General features: G+C 61.7%; 13 protein-coding genes. 10 read left to right on the forward strand and 3 right to left on the reverse strand.

Going from position 1 to position 20132, the window contains the following annotated elements; translation table 11 throughout:
• Positions 1–15: 15 nt before the first annotated feature.
• From phnE (HFO71_RS20215) to phnN, 5 genes are all read left to right on the forward strand, one after another.
• A complete protein-coding gene (gene phnE, locus HFO71_RS20215; RefSeq protein WP_168257797.1) occupies positions 16–996 on the forward strand; it encodes a phosphonate ABC transporter, permease protein PhnE in 981 nt (326 codons plus the stop codon).
• Complete coding sequence (gene phnE, locus HFO71_RS20220; protein ID WP_131662146.1) at positions 996–2348, forward strand: phosphonate ABC transporter, permease protein PhnE; 1353 nt, start codon at positions 996–998, stop codon at positions 2346–2348. The genes phnE (HFO71_RS20215) and phnE (HFO71_RS20220) overlap by 1 nt, the downstream gene beginning before the upstream one ends.
• A gap of 119 nt (positions 2349–2467) precedes the next feature.
• Positions 2468–3163 carry a DUF1045 domain-containing protein gene (locus HFO71_RS20225; protein ID WP_131662145.1) on the forward strand — a complete coding sequence of 232 codons (696 nt, stop codon included), beginning with the start codon at positions 2468–2470 and terminating at the stop codon, positions 3161–3163.
• Between the two features lie 13 nt (positions 3164–3176).
• Positions 3177–4316, forward strand: coding sequence for an alpha-D-ribose 1-methylphosphonate 5-triphosphate diphosphatase (locus HFO71_RS20230; RefSeq protein ID WP_065281784.1), 1140 nt, complete (start codon positions 3177–3179; stop codon positions 4314–4316).
• The gene (phnN, locus tag HFO71_RS20235) at positions 4313–4909 is read left to right on the forward strand and encodes a phosphonate metabolism protein/1,5-bisphosphokinase (PRPP-forming) PhnN (RefSeq protein ID WP_131662144.1); all 597 of its coding nucleotides are present in this window, start codon (positions 4313–4315) and stop codon (positions 4907–4909) included. Before HFO71_RS20230 ends, phnN begins: the two co-directional genes overlap by 4 nt.
• Positions 4910–5017: 108 nt before the next feature.
• On the opposite strand, the gene HFO71_RS20240 is transcribed toward phnN, so the two are convergent.
• Together HFO71_RS20240 and polA are read right to left on the reverse strand one after the other, a co-directional pair.
• Positions 5018–7345 (reverse strand): DNA translocase FtsK, encoded by a 2328-nt coding sequence (locus HFO71_RS20240; RefSeq protein ID WP_206987525.1) that lies wholly within the window; start codon positions 7343–7345, stop codon positions 5018–5020.
• A gap of 171 nt (positions 7346–7516) precedes the next feature.
• Positions 7517–10516: a DNA polymerase I gene (gene polA, locus HFO71_RS20245; RefSeq protein WP_221988378.1), complete on the reverse strand. Its 3000-nt coding sequence runs from the start codon at positions 10514–10516 to the stop codon at positions 7517–7519.
• 544 nt (positions 10517–11060) lie between these two features.
• Here polA and HFO71_RS20250 point away from each other — a divergent pair.
• Positions 11061–11477, forward strand: a complete 417-nt coding sequence (locus HFO71_RS20250) for a MarR family winged helix-turn-helix transcriptional regulator (RefSeq protein ID WP_003544385.1) — start codon at positions 11061–11063, stop codon at positions 11475–11477.
• Positions 11478–11483: 6 nt separating this feature from the next.
• Here the strand turns inward: HFO71_RS20250 and HFO71_RS20255 are convergent, their stop codons facing one another.
• Complete coding sequence (locus tag HFO71_RS20255; RefSeq protein WP_131661777.1) at positions 11484–13871, reverse strand: bifunctional diguanylate cyclase/phosphodiesterase; 2388 nt, start codon at positions 13869–13871, stop codon at positions 11484–11486.
• A 213-nt stretch (positions 13872–14084) separates the two neighbouring features.
• Here HFO71_RS20255 and HFO71_RS20260 point away from each other — a divergent pair, with 213 nt between their 5' ends.
• The 4 genes from HFO71_RS20260 to HFO71_RS20275 all read left to right on the forward strand — a co-directional run bounded on the left by HFO71_RS20260 (position 14085) and on the right by HFO71_RS20275 (position 19828).
• Positions 14085–15473: a dipeptidase gene (locus HFO71_RS20260; protein ID WP_131661776.1), complete on the forward strand. Its 1389-nt coding sequence runs from the start codon at positions 14085–14087 to the stop codon at positions 15471–15473.
• 389 nt (positions 15474–15862) lie between these two features.
• Positions 15863–16546, forward strand: a complete 684-nt coding sequence (locus HFO71_RS20265; RefSeq protein WP_077977161.1) for an SH3 domain-containing protein — start codon at positions 15863–15865, stop codon at positions 16544–16546.
• A 527-nt stretch (positions 16547–17073) separates the two neighbouring features.
• Positions 17074–17295, forward strand: coding sequence for a hypothetical protein (locus HFO71_RS20270; RefSeq protein ID WP_027682216.1), 222 nt, complete (start codon positions 17074–17076; stop codon positions 17293–17295).
• A gap of 196 nt (positions 17296–17491) precedes the next feature.
• On the forward strand, positions 17492–19828 hold the full coding sequence (locus HFO71_RS20275) for a transglycosylase domain-containing protein (protein WP_131661779.1): 2337 nt from the start codon (positions 17492–17494) through the stop codon (positions 19826–19828).
• The last annotated feature ends 304 nt before the right edge of the window (positions 19829–20132 follow it).

Genomic DNA, 20132 nt, shown 5'->3' on the forward strand with positions numbered 1-20132 from the left:
AGAAGGAAGCCATATATGGCGCACTCGGCCGGCGCGGACTCTCTGAGCGGATTGCAGGAGGGCTCCCGCACCATCCTCGATCATTATCAGAGCCAGGTTCGAACGCGACGGATCTATACCGTCGTTTCAATCGTGGTCTTCCTGATCATCCTCTGCGCCTCGCTCGACTTCGCCAACGGCGCGAACTCGGGCAAGTTCTTCGAGCGCCTTCCCTATTTCTTCGACTTCATGAAGAGCTTCGTGCCGGACAGTCCGCTGGAGATCTTCCGCGCCATGTTCGACCTACCGTCGCCCTTCTCTGACGGTTCGATCAAATACGACTATACAAGCGACCGCGTCTGGATCACCGATAGTTTCTACATCCCGAATTTCTTCTACCAGCTCGCGATCACGCTCAACATCGCCATCGTCTCCACCATTCTCGGTGCGAGCGGCGCGTTCTTGCTCTGCTTTTTCGCTTCCACCAATCTGGTCGGTGCAGGCGTGACGCGCTGGGTCGTGCGGCGCATCATGGAAATCATGCGCGCCTTCCCGGAAATCGTCGTCGCCGGTCTTCTCGCCGCGATCCTGTCGATCGGTCCGATTTCGGCGATCATCGCGGTATGGGTCCATACTGTCGGCGCGCTTGGGAAGCTGTTCTTCGAAGTCGTCGAGAATGCCGACATGAAGCCGGATGAAGGCCTGCGCGCCGCCGGCGCCAGCTGGCTGGAGCGCGTGCGCTTCGCGATCCTGCCGCAGGTGCTGCCGAACTTCGTCTCCTACACGCTGCTGCGGACCGAGATCAACGTGCGCGCCTCGACTATTATCGGCGCCGTCGGCGGCGGCGGCATAGGTGAGGTCTTCAGTCTGTCGATCGGACGCGACCATGCTGCCAAGACCTACGCGATCATCATCCTGCTGCTGATCACCGTCATTTGCGTCGACCAGTTCTCCGCCTGGCTGCGCCGCCGGCTGATCGGCAAGCAGTCCTTCGAATTCGGCCAGGGAGCAGCCTGATGTCTTCTGTTCCGACGATCAACGCCGCCGAGCGTGAACGACTGCTTTCCGCCTATCCGGACGTCTTCCATCGCAGCTTCATGCAGCGCTGGGGTCTGCTCCTCATTTCAGCTGCGGTCTTCGTTTACCTTGCCTTCTGCTTCGCCTTCTTCAACGTCATCCCCACCTTCATGAACGGCAACTGGGACCGTGCGGCGATTTATGTCCAGGACTGGTATTCCTGGCGCGCCCAGCCGCGCCTGCGTTTCCAGAACGATCAGGTCGTCCCCCAATGGACGAGCCGCCGCCAGTATCCCGAGGGCGCCGATATCAACTGGCTGAAGCCCAATGCCGATGGCAGCCAATACACCGTCACCTTCGGCAGCGGCGACGACCGCATGGAAGTGACGCCGAGCCGCGTCGACGTCTATATCGGCGGCAAGCTCTATCCCGTGACCGTCACCCGCGATCGTGCCTCCCTGCCGGCCGATGCGCCTTCCCAGATGGAGCAGGACGACAACAAGGTGATCGTCTATTACGGCTTCGCGGGACAGGCGGAAATCCGTACCAGCCAGGTCTATGTCCAGCGCCGCTTTCTCGGCTGGGCGAACTTCTTCTTCGATACGCAGTCGCCCTTCTGGGGCCGGAACCTGCCTGAGGTGGTCGGCCTGATGTTCTCCGGCGAACGGCTCGATCCCAACCAGTCCAATGCCTCGCTGGCGTTGGACAACTTCCTGAACAACGCAAGCTGGCAGCATGGCGACATCCTGTCGAAGTTGATGCAGACGCTGGTCATGGCCTTTGTCGGTACGCTGTTCGGCACGCTGGTCGCTTTCCCGCTTGCCTTCATCGCCGCGCGCAACATCACGCGGAGCCGCGCTGCGAACTGGGGCACGAAGCGGCTCTTCGATTTCCTGCGCTCGATCGACATGCTGATCTGGGCGTTGTTCTTCACCCGTGCCTTCGGCCCAGGGCCGCTTCCGGGCATCGCGGCGATCTTCTTCACCGATACGGGCGCGCTCGGAAAGGTATATGCCGAAGCGCTCGAGAACATTGACGACAAACAGCGTGAGGGCGTGAGATCGGTCGGTGCGACACCGGTGGCCGTCCAACGCTACGGCGTCATCCCCCAGGTCCTGCCGGTGTTCATCTCGCAATCGCTCTATTTCTGGGAATCGAATACCCGCTCGGCGACCGTCATCGGCGCCGTCGGTGCGGGCGGCATCGGCCTCAAGCTGCTCGAATCCATGAAGACCAATTCGGACTGGGACAAAGTCGCCTATATGGTCCTGCTGATCCTCCTCGTGGTCTTCGCCTTCGACAACCTCTCGAATGCGCTGCGTTCGCGCGTGATGGGAAAAAAGGGCCACTGACGAACTGACGCCATCATCATTCTGTCACGGAAATCTTTTAGCCGGGAGCCTGCTTGCGGTTCGCCGCCAAATCACTGCACAGTGCGACCCCCATTTGGACGATCCCCAGGATAAAAGCCTTGCGCTACGCTCTCTATTTCTCGCCGCCGAAGGATGATCCCCTGACCGGCGCGGCCTCGCTCTGGCTCGGCCGCAATGCCTTCACCGGCGAGACCTATCCTGCACCGGAACATGAGCAGCTGGGTGCTGCAGAACAGTTCGAGCTGACCGCCGACCCCCGCCGCTACGGCTTTCACGCCACGATCAAGGCGCCGTTTTCGCTCGCCTCCTCCGTCACCGAGAAGGATCTCATGACCGTTGCCGAGGATTTTGCCCAGCGCACGCAAGCCTTCGAGATTCCTGAACTCGTGCTTGGCCAGCTCGGCCGTTTTTTTGCCCTCGTTCCCGGTTCTCATCATCAACCGCTTCAGGATTTCGCCGCGAAGGTGGTAAGGTCATTCGAACCGTTCCGCGCAGCGCTTTCCGAGGCCGATATGGCGCGGCGCAACCCGGAGAAGCTCAGCGGCAGCCAACGTGCCCATCTGCAGCGCTGGGGTTATCCCTACGTCATGGAGGATTTCGGCTTTCACATGACGCTGAGCGGCCAGGTGCCCGAAACACGCGCCGAGGTGATGAAAGCGATCCTGACCGAGCGTTTTGCCGATTTCACCGGCCGGCCGCTTTCGATTTCCGGCCTTGCCGTCTTCATCGAGGAGACGCGCGGTGCCCCATTCAAAGTTCATTCCTGGCTGCCGCTTGCCGGCGCCAAACGCTGAAAGACCTGACGCCATGAGCAAAGAGACCGTGTTTTCCAACGCCCGCATCGTTCTCGAGGACGACATCCTCTCGGGCTCGATCCTCATTCGCGACGGGAAGATCGCCGATATCACCGAGGGCAACTCGATAGCCGGCGAAGATTTTGAAGGCGACTACATCATTCCCGGCCTTGTGGAGCTGCACACCGACCATCTCGAAGGGCATTATCAGCCGCGCCCCGGCATTCGCTGGAACAAGACCGCCGCCATCCAGGCGCATGACGCCCAGATCGTCACATCAGGCATCACCACGGTGTTCGACTGCCTGCGTATGGGGGCGGACGAGGACGGCGGCTTCGAACATGGCGAGATGCGCGAGATGGCCGATGCCATTCAGTCGGCAGAGACGGAAGGCAGGCTGCGTGCCGAGCACCTGCTTCATTTGCGCTGCGAGGTCTCGGCCGACAATGTGCTCGAACATTTCGCCGATTTCGAAAACGACCGGCATGTGCGGCTCGTCTCGCTGATGGATCATGCGCCCGGCCAGCGTCAGTTTCAGACGATGGATCAGTATATTTTCTACTACCAGAAGAAGCGGGGGCTCAGCGACGAAGCCTTCGCGCGTTTCGTCGCCAAGCGCCAAGCAGAATCCGCGCGCAATTCGACGCCGCACCGCAACGCCATCGCCAAGGTCTGCGCCGAGCGCGGCATCACCGTGGCAAGCCATGACGATGCGACGCTCTCGCATGTCGACGAGGCGATCGACAACGGCGTGCGCCTGGCCGAATTCCCGACCAGTTTCGATGCCGCCCGGGCATCGCACGGACATGGCATGAGCGTGCTGATGGGCGCGCCGAACATCGTGCGCGGCAAGTCGCATTCCGGCAATATCGCCGCCCGCGACCTTGCCGAGATGGGGGTGCTCGACGTGCTTTCCTCCGACTACGTGCCGCTCAGCCTGCTGCATGCGCCGTTCATCCTCGCCGACGAGGTCGAAAGCATCAGCCTGCCGAAAGCGATCGCCATGGTCACGTCGACGCCCGCCCGCACCGTCAGCCTCGATGATCGCGGACGGATCGCGACGGGGCTGCGCGCCGATCTTGTCCGCGTCCACCGTTCGCACGGCGTGCCGGTGACACGCTCCGTCTGGCGCCAGGGACGGCGTGTCGCATGATGTCGCACGAACCCCACGCAGGAGCCGGAGCCGAGCGCGGCATCATGGTCGTCGTCGTCGGACCAAGCGGGGCCGGCAAGGACACGCTGATGAACCTCGCGGCCCGGCGTTTCAAGGGCCGCGACGATGTGCATTTCGTCCGCCGCGTCATCACCCGTCACCGTGACGCGGGCGGCGAGGATCATCTTTCCGTCTCCCTCCAAGGTTTTGCCGCCATGGAGCAATCAGGCTCCTTCGCTGTCTGGTGGGAAGCGCACGGCCTGAAATACGGCATTCCGGCCGAAGTTTCGGTAGCGCTGTCGCGAGGTCATGTCGTCGTCGCCAACGGTTCACGCTCGGCGCTTCATCGTTTCCAGGCCGCATTCCCGCGGCTGAAGGTCATCAACGTCACCGCCCGCCCCGAAGTGCTCGCCGGCCGGCTGGAGGCGCGCGGACGCGAGACGCATGAGGATATCATGGCCCGGCTTGCTCGCGGACCGCTGACGGTGCGCGGCGAATACGACGTGGTGGAGCTCGACAATAGCGGCTCGCTCGAAGAGGCCGAGCAGAAGATGATCGAGATCCTGGACGGGTTGCTGACCAAGACGCACTGACGAGCGGCTACAGATATTCACGAGGTGCCAAGAGCCCCCTCACCCTGCCCGCTCCCCGAGGAGAGGGGATGTTGAGCAAGAGGCATCCCATCCGCGCCTTCGCCAGAATTACTCGCCGTCGCCCCGTCCCGATACGATCTCGCGCTTGCCGACATGGTTGGCGGGGCCGACGAGGCCTTCCTTTTCCATGCGTTCCACCAATGAGGCGGCGCGGTTGTAGCCGATGCCGAGGCGGCGCTGGATATAGGAGGTCGAGCATTTCTTGTCGCGCAAGACGACCTTGACCGCCTGTTCGTAAAGCTCGTTGCCATCTTCCGAGGCCATCGCGCTCTTATCGAAAACGGCGCCGGTTTCTTCTTCGTCCGCCTCTTCCTCCTCATCGGCGGTGACGGTGTCGAGATATTCCGGGCGGCCCTGGGTCTTCAGATGGGCAACGACCTTTTCCACTTCGACATCCGAGACGAAGGGACCGTGGACACGGGAAATCCGCCCGCCGCCCTGCATATGCAGCATATCTCCCTGACCGAGCAATTGCTCGGCGCCCTGTTCGCCGAGAATGGTGCGGCTGTCGATCTTCGAGGTCACCTGGAAGGAGATGCGGGTCGGGAAATTTGCCTTGATCGTGCCGGTGATGACGTCGACCGACGGACGCTGTGTCGCCATGATCAGATGGATGCCGGCGGCTCGCGCCATCTGGGCGAGGCGTTGAATTGCCCCTTCGATGTCCTTGCCGGCGACCATCATCAAGTCGGCCATCTCGTCGACGATGACGACGATATAAGGCATCGGCGTCAGGTCCAGCGCCTGGCTTTCCTCGATCGGAGTGCCGGTGCCCTTGTCGAAGCCGACCTGGACCATGACATGGATGGTCTCGCCCTTTTCGCGGGCCTGGGCGACGCGGTCGTTGTAACCGTCGATGTTGCGGACACCAAGGCGCGACATCTTGCGATAGCGCTCCTCCATTTCGCGCACGGCCCATTTCAGCGCCATGACCGCCTTCTTCGGATCGGTGACGACGGGCGTCAGCAGATGCGGGATGCCGTCATAAACGGAGAGTTCGAGCATCTTCGGGTCGACCATAATCAGCCGGCACTGTTCCGGCGTCATGCGGTAGAGCAGCGACAGGATCATCGTATTGATGGCGACCGATTTGCCGGAGCCGGTGGTGCCGGCGACGAGCAGATGCGGCATCTTGGCGAGCTCAGCAATGACAGGTTCGCCGCCGATGGTCTTGCCGAGGCCGAGCGCCAGCTTGTAGCCACTCTTCTCGAAATCCTGGCTCTCGATCATCTCGCGGAAGTAAACGGTTTCGCGTGTGACATTCGGCAATTCGATGCCGATGACGTTGCGGCCAGGGACCACGGCAACGCGGGCCGAGAGCGCCGACATAGAGCGGGCGATATCATCGGCAAGGCCGATGACGCGCGACGATTTCACACCCGGCGCCGGCTCGAATTCATAGAGGGTGACGACGGGGCCGGGACGGACATGGATGATCTCGCCCTTGATGCCGAAATCTTCCAGCACGCTTTCCAGAAGCCCGGCATTCTGCTCCAGCGTCTCCTGCGACATGATCTCGCCGAGGCGTTCCGGAGGCTCCTGCAGAAGGGCACGCGGCGGGAATTCATAGCCGGATGCGTCGATCTTTTCGGGCCTCACGGCCCGGCGTGGCGACGGCAGGACCGCGGCGACGGGCGGCGTGCGCTGTGGTGCCGGCGCGACCTGAGGGGCTGGCGCGAGCTGAGAGGTCGCCGCCACCTGAGGTGCGAGCATGACCGGTGCCTCGACAGGAATGCGCCTGGGCTTTTCGAGGGATATGGCGGCCGCAGGGCGCACGGCGACCTTCGCGGAGACCGCGGCCGGCTGCGGGGCAGGGCGGGAGACGACGGGAGCGGGGGCCGGCCGGCCGGGGCGCCATTCCATGATCCGGAACAGCGACGTGATCGATTCGGGCGAAGTCTCGGTCTTCGGGAACGATATCAACGGCGGCGCGCGAACTGGCTCGGCCTCTTCGAAGGCCATGACTTCCCAGAATGCGAAATCCGAAATGGAGGAAAGCTCGGCGCTGGCGCGGAAGGCGGGCGCGCCGGGCTCGTCAAGCAAAGGTGCTTGCTGCAGTTCGATACTATGCGGTGCTGCGGAAATGTCGTCCGGCTCCGGCAGATAGATATCGAACGGCACGTCGACGGCAACCGGCTCTATCCGTATCGCCTGCTGTCCAAACTGCGAATCATCGCGAACCGGCTCATTCGGCGCGCGCCGCCTGCTGATCAGCGTTTCCGGCGTGCGGGTGAAACGGACATTCGGCGCGAGGGAAAAGTTGCTCTGCCAGATGGGCGCCGCCGGCTTCTCCCGTGGGTTTTCCTCCGGAAGGTCCGTTTCAATCTCGCTGGAAAAATCTCCGGCATCCGTCAAATTGGTTCTGGGAAAACGCATGCGTCCGCTACTCACTCATGCTTTGCAAATTACGACCCTACCGGGATAGAAAAGGAAGGTTAATAAGTTCCTTCCTGCTGTATCGTCCCGGTCCGACCCCTTTGGGTAAAACGCTGCACTTTCAATGAGTTCTGGTGGCGAGAAAAATCTTTGCGATTTTTGGGGAAGCCGTTAGTGCGCCTCGTCCCAATTAGTGGCGGCGCGTGCATCGACCCTCAGCGGCACACGCATTTCCAGCGCCGGCATGGTGGCGTTTTCCATGACAGAGACGATGACCGGCATCGCCTTTTCGACATCCTCGTCCTCGACCTCGAAGACGAGTTCGTCATGCACCTGCAGCAGCATGCGGACGCGATCGGCAAGGCCGACTTCAACAAGCGCCGGCTCTATCTTGATCATTGCCCGGCGGATGACGTCGGCAGCCGAGCCCTGGATCGGCGCGTTGATCGCCGCACGCTCGTTGAAGGCGCGCACGGATGGATTGGACGAGCGGATTTCGGGATAGTTGATGCGGCGGCTGAAGATCGTTTCGACGTAACCCTTGTCGCGCGCCATGGCCTTTCGGCTTTCCATATAGTCGCGGATGCCGGGGAAACGCTCGAAATACTTCTTGATGTAGTCGCCGGCTTCCGAACGCTCGATCGAAAGCTGATTGGCAAGCCCGAAGGCCGAGATGCCGTAGATGATGCCGAAATTGATCGCCTTGGCGCGGCGGCGCACCTCGCCCGGCATGCCTTCCACCGGCACGCCGAACATTTCCGACGCCGTCATGGCGTGGATGTCGACGCCATCTTCGAAGGCCTTGGTCAGTTGCGGGATCTCGGCCACATGGGCAAGCACGCGCAGTTCGATCTGGCTGTAGTCGGCGGAGATCAGCTTGTGGCCAGGCGTCGAGATGAAGGCGGTGCGGATCTTGCGGCCTTCTGCGGTGCGCACCGGAATGTTCTGCAGGTTCGGCTCGGACGAGGACAGGCGCCCCGTGGTCGTCGACGCCAGCGAGTAGGAGGTGTGGACCCGCTTTGTCTCGGGGTGAACGTAACCCGGAAGCGCGTCGGTATAGGTGGATTTCAGCTTGGTGACCTGGCGCCAGTCGACGATCTTGCGCGGCAATTCGAAACCGGCGGCGGCCAGATCCTCGAGCACCTGCGCGGAGGTGGACCATTGGCCTGTCTTCGTCTTGTTGCCGCCGGCAAGGCCCATCTTGCCGAACAGGATATCGCCCAGCTGCTTCGGCGAGCCGATGTTGAACCGTTCGCCGGCCAGCACGTAGATCTCGTCCTCCAGCCTTGCAGCACTCTGGGCCAGCTCGCCGGAGAGCCGCGACAGGATCTGCCGGTCGACGGTGATGCCGCGCGCTTCCATGCGCGCCAGTACAGGCAATAGCGGCCGCTCCAGCCGTTCATAGACGCTGGTCAATCCCGCCGCCGCCAGCCGCGGCTTCAGCACCAGCCAGAGGCGCAGCGTCACCTCGGCATCTTCGGCGGCATAGTGGGTGGCGCGGTCGATATCGACCAGATCGAAGGTGACGTTCGCCTTACCGCTGCCCGCCACGTTCTTGTAGGGGATCGGCGTATGGCCGAGGAATTTTTCCGAGAGCGGGTCCATGCCATGCGCGCCGGTGCCGGCATCGAGCACGTAGGAGATCAGCATCGTGTCGTCGAAACTCCTGGTCTCGATGCCGTAGCGCTTCATCAGCAGGTAATCGTATTTCAGGTTCTGGGCGACCTTGAGAACCGATTCGTCTTCCAGCAATGCCTTCAGCCGTGGCAGGGCATCGCCCATCGGGATCTGGTTTTCGGCAAGGCCGCCGCCGAGTAGATCGCCAACGCCGTTCTTATGGACGAGCGGCACATAGGCGGCACGGATCTTCGTGCCGGTGGGATCGGCCGTATTGTCCGCGATCGCCAGCGAAATGCCGACAAGCTCGGCCTGCATCGCATCCAGCGACGTGGTCTCGGTATCGAAAGCAACGAGGCCGGTGGCGCGCGCATCGGCAATCCAGCGGTCGAGCGTCGGCAGATCGCGGATCGTGACATAGGTCGAATGATCGAAGGGCAGCGTCGCGAAGGCCTCGGCCCGCGCCTTGGCAAGATCGGCGGGCGAAAAGGCGCCTTCGACCGCGGTCTTCGCCTTTGCACGCGGCGGCACCGGCACGGATTCGCCGGAAACATCGGGGATGCCGCCGGCAACGGGCTCGGGCTCGGCCGCATCGAGATCCGGGCCGCGGGCCGTCTCACCCCATTCGATGCGGACGATCGCCGGTTCGATGGCGCTCGCATCGCAATCGCAGGCTTCGGCGACGCGGCGCGTCAGCGTGGTGAATTCCATCGTCTTCAGGAAGCCGATCAGCTTCGGACCGTTCTGCGGTTCAAGCACCAGCCCGTCGAGATCGAGATCGAGCGGCACATCGGTGCGCAGCCGCACGAGATCGCGCGAGAGCCTGGCCATGTCGATATTGGCGAGGATCGTCTCGCGGCGCTTGACCTGCTTGATCTCGGTGGCGCGTTCGAGCAGCGTATCGAGATCGCCGTATTCCTCGAGAAGTTGGGCGGCGGTTTTCGGGCCGATGCCGGGAATGCCGGGAACATTGTCGACCGAATCGCCGGTCATCGCCTGCAGGTCGATCATCTTTTCCGGCGGCACGCCCCATTTCTCGATGACATCGGGAATGCCGATCTGCTTGTCCTTCATGCTGTCATACATATGGACATTGGGGCTGACGAGCTGCATCAGATCCTTGTCGGAGGAGACGATGGTGACATCGGCGCCGGTCGCCTCTGCCTGGCGGGCATAGGTGGCGATGATGTCGTCGGCCTCGAAGCCTTCTGTCTCGATGCAGGGCAAATTGAAGGCGCGGGTCGCCTCTCTTATAAGGCCGAATTGCGGGATGAGCTCTTCCGGCGGAGCGGAGCGGTTCGCCTTATAGGCGTCGTAGAGATCCTTGCGAAACGTCTTGGCGGAATAATCGAAGATGACGGCAAGATGCGTCGGCGTCACGCCGACATCGGTATTGCGCGCATCCCTCAGCAGCTTCCACAGCATGTTGCAGAAACCGGACACGGCGCCGATCGGCAAGCCGTCGGACTTGCGGGTCAGCGGCGGCAGTGCATGAAACGCCCGGAAGATGAATCCGGAACCATCGACTAGGAAGAGGTGATCGCCTTTTTTCATGCGTGCATGGATAGCGCGGGCATGGGACGAGGTCCATATAGAGTTCGGCATAAAATTCAGCGCGCGAAAAGGATTATGGCGTTCGGAGCGCTACGGCGCCCGCGCTTATTTTTGGACGCGCAAAGGAGGCTGAGCACTTGGCGTTGCTGCATAATTTTATCCTTCCATCGATTCCGATCTCAGGAATTGTGCGGCAGCGATTCCGGCTCACCAAACTGTTACCGATTTGTAACGTTCGCTCTCCCTTGAAAAACCACATTCTGAGCCACAAATCCATGTCACCGGCGCTTGATTGCGTCGCGGGTCTGATTACCGGCTTGTCCCCCGCCGCGTCAGGCTTGGACAAAGGCCTTATCCCCCTCTCCGGGCCTTTGTCCCCACTTTAAAGTCGCCATGGCCAACCTCCAGGCCATGGCGACTTTTGTTTTTTCCAGGCACTCGAAATTCTGCTCGCCGCTTGCATGTTTAGGAGCATCGTATGCGATTTGCTGCATTGTCTCCGGCATGGTTTTGAGCCTAACTTGCAATCATGGGATTTAACCGCATGGATTCGGGAGCCTACCTTGCCAGCCAGCTGGCGAAGGGTTTTGCCCGCTCGCTGCACCAGCGCGCGGTCGGGCTCGGCTTTTCTCCGGGCCAGTTCCCCATTCTGCTGGAACTCTGGGCCGAGGACGGGCTGACCCAGAAGCAGCTTCTCGAGCGGGTCGATATCGAGCAGGCGACCATGGCCAACACGCTTTCGCGCATGGTCCGCGACGGGCTGATCGAGCGCCGGCCGCATCCGTCCGACAAGCGGGCGCAACTGCTCTTCCTGACGCCGAGAGCGCGCGCCATGGAGGCCGAGGCGATCGAGACCGCGCGGGAGGCCGACCTTGCGCTGTTCAAAGGGTTTCGGGTCTTCGAGCGCGAGCTGACACTCGAATATATCCGCCGGCTTCTGGAAAACGCCAAGGCGCTCTGACCCGGATTACTCGCAGGCAAGACGCGTAGGTCGCCACCGCGGTATCTGCAGCGCGTCGGCGTCGGCCGTCGGAGCCAGGAAGCTTTTGCGGGCGGCGAACTTGATGCTCGGCTCGATATCCGGCTTGCCGAGCAAAAAGCCTTGTACCTGCGCGCAGCCTTCTTCGAGGACGATCTGGCGCTGCGTCTCGGTTTCGACGCCCTCCGTCACAACAGGCATGCCGAGACTGTGACCGAGGCCGATGATCGCGCGCACGATCGAACGCGCCGCCACGTCATGCTCCAGCATGCCGGTGAAGCTGCGGTCGACCTTGATCTTGTCGAAAGGGAAGGTTCGCAGGTTGGAAAGCGAGGAATAACCGGTGCCGAAGTCGTCCATGACGATGTGGACTCCCAGACCGCGCAGTCGCTGCAGCGTGGTCATCACACGATCGCGATCACGGATAAGAGCTGCCTCGGTGATCTCAATTTCCAGCCGATCTGGCGCGAGCCGCGTTTCCTCGAGGATTGATTCGATTCGCTCGGCCAGGTTCGGCAGCATGAACTGCACCGGCGAGACGTTGACGGCAATCGTCAGCGGATGCGGCCAGCGCGCGGCCTCCGTGCAAGCCTGCTGCAGCACCCATTCCCCAAGTTGGACTATCGACCCGCTTTCCTCGGCGATCGGAATGAAGACATCCGGCTCGCATATGCCGTGGCCCGGCCGGTTCCAGCGCATCAAGGCCTCGTAACCGCTGATCACGCCGCTCTGTGCATCGAGAATTGGCTGATAGCTGACATGGATCTGATGGCGAGTGATGGCGTGGCGCAGTTCGCTTTCGATCTGGCGGCGGGCTCGTGTGGCCTCGTCCATTTCCGCATCGAAAAAACAGGCCTTGCCGCGGCCACCGTGCTTGACCCGGTAGAGCGCAATATCGGCGTTGTTGCAGATCTCGTCTGCATCGCTGCCGTCGGCCGGATAAAGTGCGATGCCAAGGCTGACGCCGACGGCGGTAGGGTCGCGTGCCGTATCCATCTCGACGGCGAATTCGTCGAGGATCGCGGCCGCGAGCTTCTGCGCGGCCGCCGGTTGCTGTCCGGCGGGCTGGATGATGGCAAATTCATCGCCGCCGAGGCGGGCGATCGTATCGCTTTCATCAGTCACGCGACGCAGGATAGAGGCGACCTTGCAGAGAATTCGGTCACCCTCGGCGTGGCCGAAAACGTCGTTGACGGTCTTGAAGCGATCGAGATCGATATAGAGGAGGGCAACCTCGCCGTTCTTTCGTTCGGCCATCTGCAGCGCTTGGCGGATGCGCGTGTCGAACAATGATCGGTTCGGAAGATCGGTGAGAACATCGTGGTGGGCGAGATGTTCGATCATTTCCTCGGCCCGTCTGCGCTCGCTGAGATCGCGCACCGCCAGAACGTCGCAATTGTGCCCGCGATAGACGATCCTGCTTGTGTTCACTTCGACGGCGGTCTCCTTGCCGTTCCTGGTGTTGAGCAGCGTCTCGCCGAGCCTGTTCTGTCCCTGGACGGCGCCAAAAACAGCAGAGGGCGCCTTGCCGGCAAGATCGGCAAGCTTCCAGCCGGAGAGTTCCTGGAAACGTTCGTTGGCGTCGATGATCCTGCCTTCCCGCAGAATCAGCAGCCCTTCCTGCGAGGCATTTGCGAGCCCCCTCAGATCCGTCAAGTGGCTGTCGATATAGACCACCGCGAGCGCCATCAGAATGAGCGTCGTCGCCGCCACCACGACGATCGCAGCAAGCAGGCTGGCGTCGAGCACCGCTGCCGGAAGCTCTTTGCCGGGATCCGGCACGAGCGTGATGCTAGCCATCGAGATAAAATGGAGCGCGCAGATCGCGAGGACGAAAGTGATCGACGAAGCGACGAGCCGCCTCGGTCCCTTCAATTCGAAAAAGGCGTGGAAGGCGGCGCTTGACAACAGCGCTCCGGCGAGAACCGCACTCAGCGTCATATAGGGTTCGTAGACGATTACCGCCTGGGTCTCGATCGCCTGCATGCCGGTCAGATGCGTCGCGGCGATGCCGAGCGCCATCAGGACGCCGCCGCGTAAGCGCGAAAATCTGCCGCGGCTTTGCGAAGCGACGAGGATCGCGGCCCACGAGCCGACAACCGACAGGAGGAAGGATAGCGCCGTCAGGCCCAACTGATAACTGATCGGCATGCCGCCGTCATAGGCCAGCATCGCGATGAAGTGGGTTGCCCAAACGCCGGTGCCGAAGGCGAAGGCCGAGGCCCCGATCCAGAGCTTGCACCGCCCGGCATCGCATCCTTGGGCGCGGGAAAGCGGCAGCATCGCTGCCATAGCGCCGATCAGGCAAACCGCGGCCGCCACAAGCACCAGGCGCCAATCGTGATCGTCCCGAATACATGTGATGACCGAAAACATCCGTCCCCCCGAACAGCTGAATTCGATCAGGCTATCGAGGTTGTACTAAATAACCGTAAATTGAATTAGAAACTTCTTCTATAATGTTCGGCGATATTCTTGACCCCGATACTGACCTGGGCGTCTTTCGCACCGCCGATTTTCGTTTTTTCCGCCTCGCCTGCCTTTCGGGTTTGGTCTATCGTCCGGCCGAATTTCAAAAAGGAGTCGAAAATGACGGATGTACAACAGGTGCTTGCGCGCGCGGATCAGAACCTTTCCACGAGTCTCGAAAGCCTGTTCGAGCTTCTGCGCATCCAGTCGATTTCCACCGACCCCGCCTATAAAGCCGAATGCCGAAAGGCCGCCGAATGGCTCGTCAGCTATCTCGGGACGCTCGGCTTTGCGGCCTCCGTGCGCGATACGCCTGGCCATCCGATGGTGGTCGCCCACCATGCCGGCGCTTCCGCCGATGCGCCGCATGTTCTCTTCTACGGCCATTACGACGTTCAGCCGGTCGACCCGATCGAGCTCTGGGAAAACGACCCCTTCGAGCCATCGATCAAGGATGTCGGCGAGGGCCGCAAGATCCTGACCGGCCGCGGCACCTCCGACGACAAAGGCCAGTTGATGACCTTTGTCGAGGCTTGCCGCGCCTATAAGGAGATCAACGGCGCGCTTCCCTGCCGCGTCACCATCCTCTTCGAGGGCGAGGAGGAGTCCGGCTCGCCCTCCCTGAAGCCCTTCCTCGAAGCCAATGCCGCCGAGCTCAAGGCCGATTATGCGCTGGTCTGCGATACCGGCATGTGGGACCGCGACACGCCGGCAATCGCCGCAGCGCTGCGCGGCCTCGTCGGCGAGGAAGTGGTCGTGACGGCCGCCGACCGCGACCTGCATTCCGGTCTTTTCGGCGGCGCGGCCGCCAATCCGATCCATATTCTCGTCGAGGCTCTTGCCGGACTGCACGACGAGACGGGGCGCATCACGCTTGACGGCTTTTATGACGGCGTCGAGGAAACGCCCGACAACATCAAGGCGTCATGGGAGACGCTCGGCAAGACCGCGGAGAGCTTCCTCGGCGAAGTCGGCCTTTCCATTCCATCGGGTGAAAAAGGCCGCTCGGTGCTGGAACTCACCTGGGCACGGCCGACCGCCGAAATCAACGGTATCTGGGGTGGCTATACCGGCGAAGGCTTCAAGACGGTGATCGCCGCCAAGGCTTCGGCGAAGGTTTCGTTCCGCCTCGTCGGCACGCAGGATCCGGCCGCCATCCGCGAGGCTTTCCGCAGCTATATCAGCGCGAAGATTCCCGCCGATTGCTCGGTCGAGTTCCATCCGCATGGCGGCTCGCCGGCGATTCATCTTTCCTATGATTCGCCTGTTCTCACCAAGGCGAAGAACGCGCTTTCCGACGAGTGGCCGAAACCCGCCATCGTCATCGGCATGGGTGGGTCGATCCCCATCGTCGGCGATTTCCAGAAGATGCTCGGCATGGAATCGCTGCTCGTCGGCTTCGGCCTCAGCGACGATCGCATCCACTCGCCGAACGAGAAATACGAGCTTATCTCCTACCACAAGGGCATCCGCTCCTGGGTGCGGATCCTTCAGGCGCTCGCTGCCTGAACGGCCTGCCATGCCGGCGTGCCAAGCAAAATCGCAAAAAACAAAAAGGCCGGTTCGACCCGGCCTTTCGTCATCCGCTCACCTCAGTGCCAGTTCATCCGTGGTCAAGGAGCAAGCAGGTATTGCAATGAGACTGCCGCCGAAAGGTTAACGGGCCGTTAACAGTGCCGCCCTTGTCGGAAGCACCACTCGCGGCTCCGAGCGCTGACTGACATTTCGCCGTTCAAGCTGCGTTCATCGCGAGCAACATATAAGCCATTGAAAGATAAGATGAATGACACCGCCCTAAACACCTGCGGGCGATCGCTCTATCTTTTGTTTCAGTGGCATATGCCATTGAAACGCCGCCAAACGCTGCCTGAAAAACGTGCCAACAAGGACTGAGAAGCGTGAAAAATCTCTTTGTTAAAATCGCAGCCGCCGGCCTGCTTATGCTGGCGCCTGCCATAGCGGAGGCTGCCGAGGGCTACTCGACGGCGAACGTCAACATGCGTGCGGGTCCAAGTACCCGTTATCCTGCCGTCGCGGTCATCCCGGCCGGTTCTTCCATCGAGATTCGCGGATGCCTTTCCGACGTCAACTGGTGCGACGTCGAGTTCTACGGCGGCCGCGGCTGGGTTTCCGGCCAGTACGTGCAGGCCCTCTATCAGCAGCGCCGCGTCTATGTCGGCCCGCAATATTACCGCCCGCTCGGCATTCCGATGATTCGCTTCAGCGTCGACAATTATTGGGACCGCTACTACCGCAACCGCGATTTCTATCGCGAACGTGACCGCTGGAGCCGCGGCCCGGACTATTACTACCGCGACCGCGACAATCGAGATCGCGACCGCGATCGGGATAACCGGGATCGCGACCGGAGCTGGCGTGAGCGGGATCGCGACCGAGATGGGCGCGACCGAGATCGTGACTGGCGCGACGACAATCAACGGGGCGATCGGCAACGGGGCGATCTGCAAAGGGGCGATCTCCAAAGAGGTGACCGGCAAGGGGACGACCGCAGGGGCGATGACCGCAGGCCAGACCGTAGGGATTTTGATTGCCGCCCCGGCGATCCCTCCTGCGACGAATGAGAAGGGGGACGGCAGCGCCGTCCTCTTCCGAGGTTTGCCAAGGGCAAACACCCAAGAAAAAGCCCGGCGCTCCCTTGGGGGGATGCACCGGGCCTGATGTCGATCGGCACGCGTTGAGGGGAGACGGCCGATCATTCGCGGGACGTGAGGGGTTGTCCCGCTTCTTCATAAACAATCGCGAAGCCTATTGGTTCCACCTTCTGCATAATTCCTTGAATCGGAATCGACTTAAGGAAAGAATTGTGCAGTAATTCAAAGTGTTACAGCGTCATTTACGCCTCTCGAAAAGGCGCATGGCTTGGTAATGGCGTCGTATCGCACGTGATTCACGTGACGCACCTCAGGTTTTTGTTTTCATGACGCATGCTGCTTCGCCGGCGAGCGCTAGACAGGGGAAGCATCGACCCTAGAATGCGGTCACCGACAATTTGATGTGAGGCCACCGCGATGCTCTTGTTTTGCGGGATTGTTTATTGCATTTTTGTGAAGTTGCGGATCAATCTTGATCCGTTCGAGGCTGGACCCTAATGACGCAAGACTACCTGGCTTTCTTCGGGCTTTTCGCCCCTCGGGCGGCCGCCACAGATGTTACCGTTTGGCATAAACACAACCCTATCCTACCTGTGCGCCTCACCGATGGGGCTAACCTCAACCCTTCCGGCCAGATCTGGCGCCGCTTTCACCTGGGCGAGTGGGAATATAAGCAGGACCCGGAAACGCTCGACGACTACGAAGCCCGCCAGTTTTGACAAGCGGCGCGATCTCCTTTGCTTTCCATTATTAACACCCCGTTAAATCGCCGCATTTACAGTTCAGTCGGATGATCACGGCGGCACTCAAAGTGCTCCAGCGTCCTTTGCGCGCCTGAAAAGACGCGCGGCGCTGGAGAAGAGCGCCGTTATGCGAAGTTGGCTTCGCGATCGAACATGGGGTGTGACCGGTCCGATGGCAGGCAGAGGCAGATCAGGCGACAGAATAGAACCCTCCTTCAGCGGCCGCCCGGCACGCGACGATGACGAATTCTCGCTGGATGCCGACGATCGCATCGCCGGAGGCCGATCTCCGCGCCGCGGCAACTCGAAACCCCCGCCGCAGCGTCCCGCCCCACGGCGGCGGCGCGAGCCGCGGGAGCGTGAAGGCGGCGGGTTGTTCGGCTTCATGCGCCGCATGATCTACTGGTGCGTCGTGCTTTTCATCTGGGCCGGCATCGGCGTTGCCGGGCTCGTGGTCTATTATGGCTCGCGCATGCCGAGCGCCAGCACATGGGCGATCCCGGAGCGGCCGCCGAACGTCAAGATCACCGCTGTCGACGGCAGCGTCATCGCCAATCGCGGTGCCACCGGCGGCGAGGCGCTGTCGCTCGAAAACATGTCGCCCTATGTTCCGGAAGCCGTCATCGCCATCGAGGATCGGCGTTTCTATTCGCATTTCGGCGTTGACCCGCTCGGCCTCGGCCGGGCGATCGTGACCAACCTCACCGCTGGCCACATGGTCCAGGGTGGCTCGACGCTGACCCAGCAGCTTGCCAAGAACCTCTTCCTCTCGCCTGAAAGAACGCTGGAACGCAAGGTGCAGGAGGTGCTGCTCTCGCTCTGGCTGGAACAGAAATACACCAAGGACCAGATCCTGGCGATGTATCTCAACCGGGTATTCTTTGGATCGAACGCCTATGGCGTCGAGGCAGCCTCGCGCCGCTACTTCAACAAATCGGCGCGTGACGTAAACCTCGGCGAGGCCGCGGTGCTCGCCGGCCTGCTCAAGGCGCCGTCGCGGCTTTCGCCGGCCCGCGATGCGGAAGCTGCGAATGCACGCGCCCAACTCGTGCTCGCGGCGATGCGCGAACAGGGCTTCCTCACCGATTCCGAGGTCAAGACGGCGATGTCGCAGACCCCGGCTTCGGCCAAGAGCTACTGGTCGGGCGCCGGGCACTATGTCGCCGACATGGTGATGGACGCGCTGCCGGGTCTGATCGGCGACGTCAAGGAAGACGTCATCGTCGATACGACCATCGACAAGTCGCTGGAAAAGAAGGCCGAGCAATCGCTGGTCGACGTACTCGACAAGGAGGGCGGCAAGCTCGACGCCTCGCAGGCGGCCCTGGTCTCGATCGACGGCACCGGTGCGATCCGGGCGCTGGTCGGCGGCAGGGACTATGCGACGAGCCAGTTCAACCGCGCCGTCAAGGCCAAACGCCAGCCGGGTTCCTCGTTCAAGCCCTTCGTCTATGCCGCAGCACTCGAGAAGGGGCTGACACCCTATTCGGTGTTTAACGACGCGCCAATCCGGATCGGCGACTGGACGCCCGAAAATTACGAGAAAAAATACAATGGCGAAGTGACGCTGGCGACCGCGCTTGCCAAGTCGCTGAACACGGTGGCCGCCCAGCTGGTGATGTATGACGGGCCGGATCAGGTGATCAAGCTTGCCCACCGGCTCGGCATCGAAAGCGAGCTGCAGCCGAACGCCTCGATCGCCCTCGGCACGTCCGAGGTGTCGCTGATGGAACTCACCGCCTCCTATGCCGCCTTCATGAACGGCGGCTACAAGGCGACGCCGCACGTCATTCGCCGGGTGACGACCGCCGAGGGCAAGGTTCTCTACGAAAATACCTATGACAGCCCGCCGCGCGTGCTGTCCGAGCAGATCGTCGCCCAGATGGATGCGATGATGATGGGTGTCATCGACAACGGCACCGGCAAGAGCGCCAAGATCCCCGGCTGGCAGGCAGCGGGAAAGACCGGCACCACCCAGAATTCGCGCGACGCGCTCTTCGTCGGCTTCACCAGCAATCTCACCACCGGGGTCTGGTTCGGCAATGACGACGGCAAGCCGATGAAGAAAGTGACCGGCGGCGGCTTGCCGGCCAAGGCCTGGAAGGAATTCATGATCGCCGCCCACAAGGGTCTTTCGCCGGCCCCGCTCTTCGGCAACGGCCAGTTGATCGCCGATCCGAACAATGGTCAGCCGATGGCGCAGGCACCGGCCGATGGGCAGCTGGGCAGCGGACAACCGATGACGGCCGAGGCGCCGCCGTCGACGATCGGCGGCATCATTTCCGGCGTCTTCGGCGGTGACGACGATGCAAACCGCTATCCGCAAGCGCCTGCCCGGCAGCAGGCGGCGAGCTCCGGCAATGGCCCGGTTCCTCCTGCAGACATTGCCGAAGGCGGGGGTTCGAACTATGAGGGCATGGTTCCGCCTGGGGATGTCGGGGGCGCGCAGACGACCTCTTCCGTCCAGCCGCGGCGCACGACGCTGCTCGATCTGATCATGGGCCAGTGAGATCTTTGCTACATGCCCGGCGCACGCCCGATGCTCTAAAGCGCGCCATAATTTTTCGGATTCGCGCCTCGCGCTTGAGGTCCTTGTTTTACGCATGTCGTTGTCGCAAAAACGCTACGCGGTTTTGCGCGACATGCTTCAGACATCGGCCGGTTTCCGGACATAGGGCGACCTCTTTCCCGGCTACTGTCAAAATTGAATGCAACACATTCGTTTTGCTGGATTCCGGGCCATTTCTCGCCTTGCAGTCCAGAAAACCGCTCCTTATATACGCCGCATCACCGCAATCACGATTGCGTAATCT

This window comes from Rhizobium laguerreae, assembly GCF_019778565.1.
GTDB lineage: Bacteria > Pseudomonadota > Alphaproteobacteria > Rhizobiales > Rhizobiaceae > Rhizobium > Rhizobium laguerreae.

What these genes read in the sequence shown, in the direction of transcription:
- phnE (WP_168257797.1), top strand. Translation starts at nt 16, where the DNA reads ATGGCGCACTCGGCCGGCGCGGACTCTCTGAGCGGATTGCAGGAGGGC.
- phnE (WP_131662146.1), top strand. Translation starts at nt 996, where the DNA reads ATGTCTTCTGTTCCGACGATCAACGCCGCCGAGCGTGAACGACTGCTT.
- HFO71_RS20230 (WP_065281784.1), top strand. Translation starts at nt 3,177, where the DNA reads ATGAGCAAAGAGACCGTGTTTTCCAACGCCCGCATCGTTCTCGAGGAC.
- phnN (WP_131662144.1), top strand. Translation starts at nt 4,313, where the DNA reads ATGATGTCGCACGAACCCCACGCAGGAGCCGGAGCCGAGCGCGGCATC.
- HFO71_RS20240 (WP_206987525.1), bottom strand. Translation starts at nt 7,345, where the DNA reads ATGCGTTTTCCCAGAACCAATTTGACGGATGCCGGAGATTTTTCCAGC.
- polA (WP_221988378.1), bottom strand. Translation starts at nt 10,516, where the DNA reads ATGAAAAAAGGCGATCACCTCTTCCTAGTCGATGGTTCCGGATTCATC.
- HFO71_RS20250 (WP_003544385.1), top strand. Translation starts at nt 11,061, where the DNA reads ATGGATTCGGGAGCCTACCTTGCCAGCCAGCTGGCGAAGGGTTTTGCC.
- HFO71_RS20255 (WP_131661777.1), bottom strand. Translation starts at nt 13,871, where the DNA reads ATGTTTTCGGTCATCACATGTATTCGGGACGATCACGATTGGCGCCTG.
- HFO71_RS20260 (WP_131661776.1), top strand. Translation starts at nt 14,085, where the DNA reads ATGACGGATGTACAACAGGTGCTTGCGCGCGCGGATCAGAACCTTTCC.
- HFO71_RS20270 (WP_027682216.1), top strand. Translation starts at nt 17,074, where the DNA reads ATGACGCAAGACTACCTGGCTTTCTTCGGGCTTTTCGCCCCTCGGGCG.
- HFO71_RS20275 (WP_131661779.1), top strand. Translation starts at nt 17,492, where the DNA reads ATGGCAGGCAGAGGCAGATCAGGCGACAGAATAGAACCCTCCTTCAGC.